12 protein-coding genes are annotated in these 12,312 nt (G+C 72.5%); all 12 read right to left on the bottom strand.

Annotated features, from left to right (window positions below):
• Nucleotides 1-10 precede the first annotated feature (10 nt).
• Complete coding sequence (locus AC0VX2_RS03955; RefSeq protein WP_041103232.1) at nucleotides 11-904, bottom strand: F0F1 ATP synthase subunit gamma; 894 nt, start codon at nucleotides 902-904, stop codon at nucleotides 11-13.
• Nucleotides 905-987: 83 nt separating this feature from the next.
• Nucleotides 988-2,622 (bottom strand): F0F1 ATP synthase subunit alpha, encoded by a 1,635-nt coding sequence (gene atpA / locus AC0VX2_RS03950; RefSeq protein ID WP_036334989.1) that lies wholly within the window; start codon nucleotides 2,620-2,622, stop codon nucleotides 988-990.
• 90 nt (nucleotides 2,623-2,712) lie between these two features.
• Entirely contained in the window at nucleotides 2,713-3,528 is an 816-nt protein-coding gene (locus AC0VX2_RS03945) for a F0F1 ATP synthase subunit delta (protein ID WP_052833434.1), read from the bottom strand.
• Nucleotides 3,525-4,079, bottom strand: a complete 555-nt coding sequence (locus AC0VX2_RS03940) for a F0F1 ATP synthase subunit B (protein WP_002857262.1) — start codon at nucleotides 4,077-4,079, stop codon at nucleotides 3,525-3,527. The genes AC0VX2_RS03945 and AC0VX2_RS03940 overlap by 4 nt, the downstream gene beginning before the upstream one ends.
• An 84-nt stretch (nucleotides 4,080-4,163) precedes the next feature.
• The gene (locus AC0VX2_RS03935) at nucleotides 4,164-4,379 is read right to left on the bottom strand and encodes an ATP synthase subunit C (protein ID WP_002857264.1); all 216 of its coding nucleotides are present in this window, start codon (nucleotides 4,377-4,379) and stop codon (nucleotides 4,164-4,166) included.
• Between the two features lie 150 nt (nucleotides 4,380-4,529).
• Complete coding sequence (gene atpB, locus AC0VX2_RS03930; RefSeq protein WP_036382182.1) at nucleotides 4,530-5,330, bottom strand: F0F1 ATP synthase subunit A; 801 nt, start codon at nucleotides 5,328-5,330, stop codon at nucleotides 4,530-4,532.
• Nucleotides 5,331-5,561: 231 nt separating this feature from the next.
• A complete protein-coding gene (locus AC0VX2_RS03925; RefSeq protein WP_036341344.1) occupies nucleotides 5,562-5,996 on the bottom strand; it encodes a hypothetical protein in 435 nt (144 codons plus the stop codon).
• Nucleotides 5,993-7,132 carry an MraY family glycosyltransferase gene (locus tag AC0VX2_RS03920; RefSeq protein ID WP_069941872.1) on the bottom strand — a complete coding sequence of 380 codons (1,140 nt, stop codon included), beginning with the start codon at nucleotides 7,130-7,132 and terminating at the stop codon, nucleotides 5,993-5,995. The genes AC0VX2_RS03925 and AC0VX2_RS03920 overlap by 4 nt, the downstream gene beginning before the upstream one ends.
• Nucleotides 7,133-7,141: 9 nt before the next feature.
• Complete coding sequence (locus AC0VX2_RS03915; protein ID WP_069941871.1) at nucleotides 7,142-7,876, bottom strand: L-threonylcarbamoyladenylate synthase; 735 nt, start codon at nucleotides 7,874-7,876, stop codon at nucleotides 7,142-7,144.
• Nucleotides 7,873-8,775, bottom strand: coding sequence for a peptide chain release factor N(5)-glutamine methyltransferase (gene prmC / locus AC0VX2_RS03910; protein WP_069941870.1), 903 nt, complete (start codon nucleotides 8,773-8,775; stop codon nucleotides 7,873-7,875). The genes AC0VX2_RS03915 and prmC overlap by 4 nt, the downstream gene beginning before the upstream one ends.
• Nucleotides 8,772-9,881: a peptide chain release factor 1 gene (gene prfA, locus AC0VX2_RS03905; protein WP_044659208.1), complete on the bottom strand. Its 1,110-nt coding sequence runs from the start codon at nucleotides 9,879-9,881 to the stop codon at nucleotides 8,772-8,774. Before prfA ends, prmC begins: the two co-directional genes overlap by 4 nt.
• 115 nt (nucleotides 9,882-9,996) lie before the next feature.
• On the bottom strand, nucleotides 9,997-12,066 hold the full coding sequence (rho, locus tag AC0VX2_RS03900; RefSeq protein WP_144819456.1) for a transcription termination factor Rho: 2,070 nt from the start codon (nucleotides 12,064-12,066) through the stop codon (nucleotides 9,997-9,999).
• Nucleotides 12,067-12,312 lie beyond the last annotated feature (246 nt).

Below are 12,312 nucleotides of genomic sequence, written 5' to 3'. Positions count from 1 at the left end.
CCGAACGGGCTCAGGAGTTGTTGAGCGCGTCCGCGCCCGCGATGAGCTCGGTGAGCTCCTGGGTGATCTCGGCCTGACGGGCGTTGTTCATCAGGAGGGTGTAGTCCTTGATGAGGCTCGTGGCGTTGTCGCCCGCCGACTTCATGGCGCGCTGACGGTTGGCGAGCTCCGAGGCCGCCGACTGCAGCATCGCGTTGAAGATGCGCGACTCGATGTACTTGGGCAGCAGCGCGTCGAGGACCTCCTCCGCGTCCGGCTCGTACTCGTAGAGCGGCAGCACGTCCTCGGCGGTGGCGGCCTCCTCCTCGACGACCTCGAGGGGCAGCAGGCGCACCACGTGGGGGTTCTGCTTCACGAGCGAGACGAACTCGGTGAACACGACGTGGATCTCGTCCACGCCGCCGTCCGCCGTGTCCGTGAGGAACGCGTCCACGAGCACCTCGCCGATCTCGGCGGCGCGCTCGGCGACGGGGGCGTCCGTCTGACCGGTCCACAGCTTCTTGTAGCCGCGGCCGCGGAAGTCGAAGTACGTCTGCGCCTTGCGGCCGACGACGTACACGTCCACGTCCTTGCCCTCCTCGCCGAGGCGGGTGAGGAGCTGCTCGGCCTTGCGCAGCACGTTCGCGGAGTACGCGCCGGCGAGGCCGCGGTCCGAGGACATGATGAGCACGGCCGCCCGGGTCGGGTTCTCGGGCTCCGTGGTGAGGACATGATCGATGTCGTGCTGGCTCGACACGGCCGAGACGGCGCGGGTGATCGCGTTCGCGTAGGGCAGCGACGCGCTGACGCGCTCACGTGCCTTGGTGATGCGAGACGTGGCGATCAGCTCCATCGCCTTGAAGATCTTCTTCATCGACGACGTCGACGCGATCTTCTGACGGTAGACCCGGATCTGGGCTCCCATGGTGGTCCTTTCCCTGGCGGGAGGGCGGCCCGGCGTCGTCCCCGTGGGGTCCGACGCCGGACCGCTCCCTCACCGACCGGCGGTCAGCGCTTCTGCTTGGTGATCTGCTCCTGCGCGACCTGGTCCTGCTCGATCGCGCGGTGCTCCTCGTGGCCGGCCTGCACGCCGCCGTCCTCGGAGGACTGGAAGCCCTTGGAGAACTCGGCGACGGCCGACTCGAGCGCGGACACGGTGCCGTCCTCGAGCTTGCCGGTGGAGGCGATGTCGGTCAGGACGGAGGTGTGGCGACGCAGGTGGTCGATGAACTCGCGCTCGAAGCGCAGCACGTCCTGCACCGGCACCTCGTCGAGGTGGCCCTTGGAGCCGGCCCAGATGGACACGACCTGCTCCTCGACCGGGTAGGGCGAGTACTGCGGCTGCTTGAGCAGCTCCATGAGGCGCTCACCGCGGGCGAGCTGGCGGCGGGTGGCCGGGTCCAGGTCGGAGGCGAACATGGAGAACGCCTGCTGGTCGCGGTACTGCGCCAGGTCCAGCTTCAGCGTGCCGGAGACCTTCTTCATGGCCTTGACCTGGGCGGCGCCGCCCACGCGGGACACCGAGATGCCCACGTCCACGGCGGGACGCTGGTTGGCGTTGAACAGGTCCGACTGCAGGAAGATCTGGCCGTCGGTGATGGAGATGACGTTGGTCGGGATGTAGGCCGACACGTCGTTCGCCTTGGTCTCGATGATCGGCAGGCCGGTCATCGAGCCCGCGCCCATCTCGTCCGAGAGCTTGGCGCAGCGCTCGAGGAGCCGGGAGTGCAGGTAGAAGACGTCACCCGGGTAGGCCTCGCGGCCCGGCGGGCGGCGCAGCAGCAGGGAGACGGCGCGGTAGGCCTCGGCCTGCTTCGACAGGTCGTCGAAGATGATCAGCACGTGCTTGCCGCCGTACATCCAGTGCTGGCCGATGGCCGAGCCGGCGTAGGGGGCGAGGTACTTGAAGCCGGCCGGGTCGGACGCCGGGGAGGCCACGATGGTGGTGTACTCCAGAGCGCCGTGCTCCTCCAGCGTGGCGCGGACGCCGGCGATGGTGGAGGCCTTCTGGCCCACGGCCACGTAGACGCAGCGGACCTGCTTCTCGACGTCGCCCGACTCCCAGTTGGCCTTCTGGTTGAGGATCGTGTCGACGGCGATCGCGGTCTTGCCGGTCTGGCGGTCACCGATGATCAGCTGACGCTGGCCACGGCCGATCGGGATCATGGCGTCGATGGCCTTCATGCCGGTCTGCAGCGGCTCGTGGACCGACTTGCGCTCGGTCACGGTCGGCGCCTGCAGCTCGAGGGCACGGCGGCCCTCGGCCTCGATCGGGCCCAGGTCGTCGATGGGCTGGCCCAGCGGGTCCACCACACGGCCCAGGAAGGCGTCGCCCACCGGGACGGAGAGGATCTCGCCGGTGCGCTGCACCTCCATGCCCTCGCGGATCTCCTGGAACTCGCCGAGGACGACGACACCGATCTCGCGGGTGTCGAGGTTCTGGGCCAGGCCCTGGATGCCGTTCTCGAAGCGCAGCAGCTCGTTCGCCATGACGGAGGGCAGACCCTCCACACGAGCGATGCCGTCCGCCGCGGAGATGACACGGCCGACCTCGGTGCGATCGGTGCCCGACGGTTCGTACGATGCCGCGAAATCGTTCAAGGCATTGCGGACATCGTCAGCGTTGATGGTCAATTCGGCCATCTGCAGTCCCTGCTCTCTGTGCTTGGTGATCATCGACGTGACGATGATGCTTACGTTCGTGGGTGTTCCGGATGCGGGCGGGAGCCGGCGTCAGCCGGCCATCCGCCGCTGGAGGTCGTGGAGGCGCGAGGCCATGGACCCGTCGACGACGTCGTCGCCGACCTGGACGCGGATGCCGCCCACCACGTGGGGGTCCACCGTCACGTCCATGACGAGATCGCGGCCGAAGGCGCGGCGCAGGCCCAGGGCCAGCCGCTCCTGCTGCTCGGCCTCGAGCGGCCGGGCCACGGTCACCTCGGCGATCCACTGGCGCTGCCGCTCGGCGACGACGTCCGCGGCCTTGCGGACCGCGGCCGACGGCTTCAGGCCGCGCGGGGCCGAGACGGCGCGCTCGACCAGCAGTCGGCCGGCCGGGCTGGCCGACTCGCCCAGGAGACGACCGGCCAGAGCGGCCCGTGCCTCGAGGGGTGCGTGCTGATCGGTGAGCGCCCGCTGCACCTCGTGCGAGTCCTCCACCGTGCGGTTGAAGGCCAGCAGCTCGCCCGAGAGGGCGGCCAGGCCCGCGTGTCCGCCGCGTGCGGCCTCCGCGGCGGCCGCGTGCGCGGCCACCGTCTCGAGGGCGTCCCCGAGATCGCGCTCCGCCGACCAGCGGCGGCCGGCCAGGTCCTTGAGGACCTGCAGTGCACCGGGGGTCACCCGGGCGCCGAACAGCGAGTCGACGAGGCCGTGACGGCGCTCGGTGGTCCAGGCGGGGTCGGTCAGGGCGCGGCGCAGGGCGCCGTGCTCGTCCACCACGTCCAGCGCGCCGAACAGCTCGCGTGCCAGGGCCACGCCGCCCTCGTCCAGCACCGGACCGACGGCCTCCAGGGAGGCGGCCAGGGAGTCCCTCGATGCGCCCGTCATCATTCGGCGACACCTGCGCTCTGGTGACGGTCCAGGTCAGCCAGGAAGCGGTCGACCACGCGCTGCGAGCGGGCGTCGTCCTCGAGGGACTCGCCCACGATCTTGCCGGCCAGGGTCGTGGCCAGCGAGCCGACCTCGCCCTTGAGCTGCGCGGCGGCCTGCTGACGCTCGGCGGCGATCTGCGCCTGCGCCTGCTCGGAGATGCGCGTCGCCTCGGCGGTCGCGCGCTCGCGCGCCTCGGCCACGATCTCGGCGGCCTCGGTGCGGGCATCCTCGCGGATGCGGTTCGCCTCGGTGCGGGCGTCCGCCAGCTGCGACTCGTAGTCCGCCATCATCGCGTTCGCCTCGGCCTGGGCCTTCTCAGCCTTGGCCAGACCGCCTTCGATCGCCTCGACACGGTCCTGGTAGGACTTCTCGAGGGTCGGGACGATGAACTTGATGACGATGAACATGAGCAGGGCGAAGCCCACCACGACGACGAGGATCTCCCACGGGTTGGGGATCAGGGGGTTGGCCCCCTCAGCCGCCGCGAGGATCAGTCCGTTGCTGATCATGTTTCAACCATCCTTCGGTCAAGAGTCCTGTGGAGAGGGAGCACCGACGGTCTCACCGTGCGGGCGCTCCGTGGACGCGGCGCGTCAGGCGCCGATGACGAAGGCGAAGACGAGGCCCAGGATGGCGAGGGCCTCGGCGAGCGCGAAGCCCAGGAGGGCGATCGGCTGCAGGATGCGCTGGGCCTCCGGCTGACGGGCGACGCCGTTGATGTAGGCGGCGAAGATCAGGCCCACGCCGATGGCGGAGCCGATGGCGGCGAGGCCGTAGCCGATCATGTTGAGCGAACCGTGCAGTTCCATGGTGTTCCTTTCACGAGGCCGAGGTGTCCGGCCGGGTTGTGGAGGGTCGGCCTCCCGGGTGGTCCTCCTGCGGAGGGCCGGGAAGACTGGTGGCGGGTTCTCCCGCCGTACCGCAGCCGCCTGGGTCGTGCCCGAGGCGGCCCCGGAAGATCAGTGGTCGTTCGCGTCGATCGCGCCCTGGATGTAGATCGCGGTCAGCAGCGTGAAGACGAAGGCCTGCAGGTACATGATCAGCAGCTCGAGGAAGTACAGGGCCACCGAGCCGAGGATGACCAGGATGCCGGTGCCCTGCAGGGCCAGGCTGCCGGTCTGCGTGATCAGGTAGGCGGCGCCGGCGCCGGCGAGCATCACGATCATGTGGCCGGAGAGCATGGTGGCCATCAGACGCAGGGAGTGGGTCAGCGGGCGCACGATGAAGTTGGAGATGATCTCCAGCGGCACGAGCAGCGGCAGGATCCAGCCGGGCACACCCGAGGGCACGACGGCCAGCTTCAGGTAGCGCACGCCGTGGCGCTTGATGCCGACGCCGATCCAGATCGCGTAGACGATGAGGGCCAGGCCGTAGGCGGCGCCCGCGTGGGAGAAGGTCGGCAGCTGCAGCACCGGGATGGCGCCGAACAGGTTGTTCAGCAGCACGAAGAAGAAGATGGAGAAGAGCAGCGGGACCCACTGCTTGAAGTTCTTCTCGCCCAGGATGTCCTTCGCGATGTCGTTCCGGACGAAGGAGTAGCCGGACTCGGCGAGCCACTGGGCCTTGCCGGGCACGAGCCGGGGACGGCGCATGGCCCACGCGAAGAAGGCGGTGATGAGCACCACGGAGAGCAGGACGAGCAGCATCTGCTTGCCGAAGCCGGTGCCGTACTCCGCACCCCAGGGGAAGATCTCCGGGAGGTGACCATCAGAGATGGTGGGGGGCACGAATGATGCGTTGGCCAGCACGAGGGTCAGCACGCGGTTCCTCTCCGAAGTGATGCAGTCGACGGGACCGCAGCCTCGTCCCCGGACCACAGGCGGGCGCCGCGACATTGCGGGGGTACCGGTGCGATGCGAGACACGGATGGCGGCAGGTGGGCGCCGTCGAAGTGTTCGCCGCCAACGATACCAAACGGTGACCCGTGCTCCGTACCGCAGACGGGGCCCACGACATGGCCCCCGGCTCGGTGTCTTCGCCCCTCGGGCGGGTCAGTCGGCGTAGATCCCGCGGCGGGTCCGCGCGAAGACGAGGACCTCCGCGGCCTGCCAGACGAGGATCGTCACGAGGGCGGCGATCGCCGCCGCGTCCGCCCGGACCCAGCCGGGGCGGGGCAGGACCCCCAGCAGCACCGCGAACACCGCGATCTTGAGCACGAACAGCCCCACGCTGACCGGCAGCGCCGCCTCGCGCGCCCGGTCCCACACGAGTGCCGTCGTCGCCCCGGTGAGCGCCGAGAGCGCAAGCACCGCGCCGCCGCCCAGCAGGGCGCTCCCGGCCGCCTCCCCGCCGGCGGAGAGCAGCCACGCGGCGCACGTGATCGCCAGGGCAGCCCCCGCCGCGGCCAGGGACCACCCGAGGATCCCCCACCAGCCACGGCGGTTCTCCCAGCGGCGCCGGCGTCGGCGACCTCCCGCCCCGGTCACGCGTCCCCCCGCTCGTCCGGGTGGGCCGCGGCGTCGTTCCGGACCGCGCGACGGCGCTCCACGATCGGATGCAGGGTGAGGTAGCCGGCTCCGGCCAGGGCCACGGCGAGCACGGGCAGGACGATCATGGGGTCCACGAAGTTCAGGGACACCGCACCCCATGCCACGAGGAACGCCCAGAGCCAGAGCAGCGCGACGGCCTGCGCCTGGGTGTAGCCGCCGTCCACGAGCTTGTGGTGCAGGTGCCCGCGGTCCGCCGAGAAGGGGCTGGTGCCCTTGGCCGTCCGTCGCAGCACGGCCAGGGCGAGGTCCGCGAGCGGCAGGGCGAGGACGGCGACGGGCAGCAGGATCGGCATGTAGGCGGGGACGTTGCGGAAGCGCATCCCGTCCAGGGCGTTGACGTCGGCGGTCACGGCGACCGCGGCCGCGGCCATCAGCAGGCCGATGAGCATGGCCCCCACCTCGCCCATGAAGATGCGGGCCGGGGCCAGGTTCCACGGCAGGAAGCCCACGCACGCGCCGACGAGCAGGGCCATGAGCAGGGTGGCGAGGTTGGCGTAGTCGAACTGGTTGATGGTCCGCGTCAGCAGATACGAGTAGACGAAGAAGGCCGAGCCGCCGATCAGCGCGACGCCCGCCGCCAGGCCGTCCAGGCCGTCCACGAAGTTGATCGCGTTCATCGTCAGCACCACGGCGAACACCGTGAGGATGACCTGCGTGGTCTCGTTCCCCACCGGGATCCAGCCCACCGGCATCGCCTCGATGCGGATCCCGCCCAGGGCCACCGCGAGTCCGGCCAGCACCTGGCCGGCCATCTTCACCCACCAGCGCAGGTCCCACATGTCGTCGGCGATGCCCACGACGAGCACGACGGCGACGGCGACCAGGAGCCCGCGCATCGCGGCGTCGTCCGCGTAGATCCCCTGGAGGAACGGCACGATGCCCCCGACGGCGAATCCCACCAGCACGGCCGCGGCCATGGCCACGCCGCCCAGCTTCGGCACGGGGTGCCGGTGCACGTCCCGCTGGCGCAGCGGGGTGAACACGCGCGCGCGCAGCCCCAGCCGGCGCATGAGGGGCGTCAGGGCCCCGCAGGCGACGGCCGTGACCATGACCAGGACGAGATACGCGCGCATGGGGGCCGGTCAGGCCTCCCGGTCGGCGGGACGCGCCGCGGCGGCGTCGTCGGCGGCCGCGATCCGCTCGGCGGCGACCGGCGGCTCCTCGCCCTCGGCGAGCAGGTCCGGCACCACCGCGCGCAGCTCCTCCAGGGGCACGGAGCCCTGCCGGGCCACGCGGAACGGGGTGACGGTGCAGTCCACGATCGTCGAGGGATCCCGGCTCTCGCGGGGGCCGGCGTCGAGGTAGAGGGCCACGGACTCCCCCAGCATCGAGCGGGCGGCGTCGGCGGTGGTGGCGGCGTCCATGCCGGTGCGGTTCGCGCTGGAGACGGCCATGGGGCCGACGGCGTAGAGCAGCTCGCGGGCCACCGCGTCGTCGGGCACGCGCAGGGCGACGGTGCCGCGGGTCTCGCCGAGGTCCCAGGTCAGCGTGGGCTGGGACTTGAGGATGAGCGTGAGCGCGCCGGGCCAGAAGCGCTCGGCGAGGGCCTCGGCCTCCTCCGGCACGTCGTACGCGAGGCCCGCCATGACGCGGCGGTCCGCGATGAGCACGGGCGGCGGCATGGTGCGGCCACGGCCCTTGGCAGCCAGCAGCACGGCCACGGCCAGGGGGGAGAACGCGTCCGCCCCGATGCCGTAGACGGTGTCCGTGGGCAGGACCACGCAGCCGCGGTCCGCGAGGACCTCGCGGGCGCGGGCCACGGCATCCTCGAGGGCGGCCGGATCCGAGACGTCGATGAAGTCACTCACGTGGGTCATTCTTCCACCTCCGCGCCCGCCGCGGCTTCGCAGGACCGGCGCGCCGTCAGGAACCGGTCCCGTCCGGTGAGGTCCTGGTGGACTCGGACGCCCGTGAACCGGGGGTCCGCACCGAGGGCGGCCAGGAGGGCCGGGCCCTGCGTCTCGTGGTGCTCCATGGCGAACAGGCCGCCCGGGGCGAGCAGGCCCGCCGCCCGGTGCGCGATGGCCCGCGGGATCCGCAGCCCGGGCGCGTCCCCGCCGTAGAGCGCCCGCGCCGGGTCCAGTCGCGCCTCCGGTTGGACGGGCACCTCGGCCTCGGGCACGTAGGGCGGGTTGCTCACGACGACGTCCACGCGGCCCTCGAGGTCGGGGCACGCGACAAGGGCATCACCTTGTCGCAGGTCGACCCCGCGCGGGGCGAGGTTCCGCCGGGCCCAGTCGGCCGCCGCCGGGTCGAGCTCGACGGCGGTGACGGCGAGCGCGCGGCCCCGCGCCTCGCCCCACGCCGCGACGGCCGCAGCGATCGCGCCGGAGCCGGTGCACAGGTCCACCACGACGCCCGCCGCCGGCCGCGCGGCCAGGTCGGCCACGACGGTCTCCACGAGCAGCTCGGTCTCCGGCCGCGGGATGAAGACGCCCGGGCCGACCGCCAGGTCGAGCCCGTGGAAGTGCGCGACGCCGGTCAGGTGCTGGACGGGCTCGCGGGCGGCGCGGCGTCCGACGAGCGCCTCGAACGCCGCCGCCTGCGCGGGCTCGGCCACGGCACCGGCGAACACCCGGGCCAGCAGCGCGCCGCGGTCGAGGCCGAGCACGTGGGCCAGCAGCAGCTCGGCGTCCACGCGCGGCGAGTCGATGCCCACCGCGGTCAGGCGGGCGGCGGCGTCGCGCAGCAGCGCGGACCAGGCCGGTGCGCTCACGCGTCCCCGCCCAGCGCGGCGAGCCGCCGCTCCTCGTCGAGGGCGAGGCAGGAGGCGATCACGGCCTCGAGGTCGCCGTCGAGGACCGCGTCGAGGTTGTGCGCCTTGTAGCCGGTGCGGTGGTCCGCGATCCGGTTCTCCGGGAAGTTGTAGGTGCGGATGCGTTCCGAGCGGTCCATGGTGCGCACCTGCGCGGCGCGCGCCGCGGAGTCCTCGGCGTCCTGCTCCGCCCGCTGCCGCTCGAGCAGCCGCGACCGCAGCACGCGCAGCGCGGCCTCGCGGTTCTGGATCTGGGACTTCTCGTTCTGCATGGAGACGACGATCCCCGTGGGCAGGTGCGTCAGGCGCACCGCGGAGTCGGTCGTGTTGACGGACTGGCCGCCCGGCCCGGAGGAGCGGAAGACGTCCACCTTGAGGTCGTTCGGATCGAGGTGGACCTCGTCCGGGGCGTCCACCTCGGGCAGCACGAGCACGCCGGCGGCGGAGGTGTGGATGCGGCCCTGGGACTCGGTGACGGGCACGCGCTGCACGCGGTGCACGCCGCCCTCGAACTTGAGCCGGGCGTAGACGCCGTCGGCCGGGTCGGCCGCGCTCCCCCGCACCGCCACGTGGACGTCCTTGTAGCCGCCCAGGTCGGAGTGCGTGGCGGAGAGGACCTCCGTCTTCCAGCCCCGGGACTCGGCGTAGCGCAGGTACATGCGCAGCAGGTCGCCGGCGAACAGGGCCGCCTCCTCGCCGCCCTCGCCGCCCTTGATCTCGAGGATCACGTCGCGCGCGTCGTCGGGGTCGCGCGGGATCAGCAGCCGGCGCAGCCGTTCGGCGGCCTCCGCCTCGGCCGCCTCCAGACCGGGCACCTCGGCCGCGAAGGCCGCCGCGTCGTCGTCGCCGGCCGCGGCCAGCTCCCGCGCGTCGGCCAGCTCCTCCGCGGCCGCCGACCAGGCGCGGTGGGCCGTCACCACGGCGCCGAGCTCGGCGAACCGCCGGTTCAGCCGCCGGGCGAGTGCCGGGTCCTGGTGCACCGCCGGGTCGGACAGGCGCGCCGTCAGCTCGCGATGCTCCGCCAGGAGCCGATCCACGGCCTCGCGCCGCTGGTCCGAATCGAACACGTGCGTGCCTCTCCTCCTCCGGCCTCAACGGGCCGGGCTGTCCGACGCGGACGGCCCCGCCCCGTCCGGCGGAGACGAGCTCCCCCGGGCGGGACGGGGCCGTGCGACGGGACGGTCAGTCGTCGCCCTTGGACCCCAGCGTGGTCTTGGAGACCAGCATGAGGAACTCGGCGTTGGACGCGGTGTCCTTGATCTTGTTGGTGAGCAGGTCGAGGGCCTGCTGCTGCTCGAGGCCGGAGAGCACCCGGCGCAGCTTCCACATGATCTTGACCTCCTCCTGCGAGAGCAGGGCCTCCTCGCGGCGGGTGCCGGACGCGTTGACGTCCACCGCCGGGAAGATGCGGCGCTCCGCGAGGTGGCGGGACAGGCGCAGCTCCATGTTGCCGGTGCCCTTGAACTCCTCGAAGATCACCTCGTCCATGCGCGAGCCGGTCTCGACCAGCGCGGTGGCCAGGATGGTCAGCGAGCCGCCGTTCTCGATGTTGCGGGCGGCGCCGAAGAACTTCTTCGGCGGGTACAGCGCCGAGGAGTCCACACCGCCGGAGAGGATGCGGCCCGAGGCCGGGGCGGCCAGGTTGTAGGCGCGGCCCAGGCGGGTCATGGAGTCGAGCAGCACGACGACGTCGCGGCCCATCTCCACGAGGCGCTTGGCGCGCTCGATGGCCAGCTCGGCGAGAGTGGTGTGGTCGTCCGCCGGGCGGTCGAACGTGGAGGCGATGACCTCGCCGTCCACCGACCGCTGCATGTCGGTGACCTCCTCGGGGCGCTCGTCGACGAGCACCATCATGAGGTGGACCTCGGGGTTGTTCGTCTTGATCGCGTTGGCGATCGACTGCAGGATCATCGTCTTGCCGGCCTTGGGCGGGGAGACGATGAGGCCGCGCTGGCCCTTGCCGATGGGGCTGACCAGATCGATCACGCGGGGGCCGATCAGCTTGGGATCGGTCTCCAGGCGCAGGCGCTCCTGCGGGTACAGGGGCACGAGCTTGCCGAACTCCACGCGCTGCGGGTGCTCGACGGCGGGCTGACCGTTGACCGAGGAGATCTTCACCAGGGCGTTGAACTTCTGGCGGTTGGAGCCGCCACCGTGGTGCTGCTGCTTCTCGCCGTCGCGCGGGGCGCGGATCGCGCCGACGACGGCGTCGCCCTTGCGCAGACCGTACTTCTTCACCATGGCCAGGGAGACGTAGACGTCGTTCGGGCCCGGCAGGTAGCCGGAGGTGCGGACGAACGCGTAGTTGTCCAGCACGTCGAGGATGCCGGCCACGGGCTGCAGGACGTCGTCCTCGGTCAGCTCGGTCTCGTCGACCTCGGGGCCGCCGCGGCCACGGCGGTTGCGGCCGCGCTCGTTGCGGTTGCGGCGGTTGCGACGGTTGCGGCCGCCCTCGTCGTCGCGGTCGTCGCGGCGGCTGCGGTCCCCGCGTCCGCCGTCGCCCCGGCCGCCGTCCTCGGACTTGTCGCCGCGCTGCTCGCGGGAGCCGTCACGGCCGTTCTCGCGGTCGCGGCCGTTGTCGCGGTCGCGGCCGTTGTCGCGGTCCCGCCCGTTGCGGCCGTTGCGGCCGCGGCCGTTCTCGCGCCCGTTGTCATCACGGTCCTCCCGGTCGCCGCGGCGGTCCGCGTCGGCGCCGTCCTCGCCCTGGGCGCCGTCGGAGCGACGGTCCTGACCCTGCTGGGCGTCGTCGTCGCCGGCGCGGCGGCGGCCGCGGGAACGGCGCTCGGACTGCGGGCGGTCCTCGCCCTCGTCGCGGGTCTCGGACCCCCCGGACCGATCCTGGTCCGAGGCGGTCTCCCGGGGGCCCTGCTCGGTCTGGGCCTCGCGGGCCTCGGCCTGGGGCTGCCCGTCCTGGGCGACGGCGGCCGGAGCGGAGGTGTCGGCGTCGGCGCGGCGCGAGCGGCGGCGGGCCGGGCGCTCGGCGGCCGGGGCGGCGTCCTGAGAGGACGCGGCCGCCGGGACGGCCTCGGCGGCGGGGGCCGCGGGGGCCTGGGCCGCGCGCTCGGCGGCGTCGCGGTCCGCCACGGAGCCGCCGCGCTGGTGGTCGGAGATCGCGGTCACCAGGTCGGCCTTGCGCATGCGCGAGCCGCCGGCGATGCCGAGCTGGGAGGCCAGGGCCTGGAGCTGGGCGAGCTTGAGCGAGGCCAGGCCACCGCCGTTCGTCGGCGTGGTCTGTTCCGTGGATTCGGTCACGAAGGTTCCTTCTCCCTCGAATGCGGCCCGGCGGCGCGTGGCGCGTCGGGCTGCGGTGTGCATCCGGTCGGGCCGCGCAGCGGCGCCCCAGAAAACCGGGTTTCATGGTGTGAACTCAGCAGTGGCGCCTCCCCTGATCGTGCGCAGTCGCTGCGTGACGGGGCGGAGGCGTCCGGACTCGACCGAGCCGGAGCGGATCCCGCACGCCGGCCGTGCGCAGCACGGGATGGATCGCGGCGGGGTTCC

This window comes from Micrococcus sp. iso_239 (assembly GCF_056173395.1).
The sequence above is the reverse complement of the archived record's forward strand: the minus strand, read 5'-3'. Positions and strand labels throughout refer to the sequence as shown.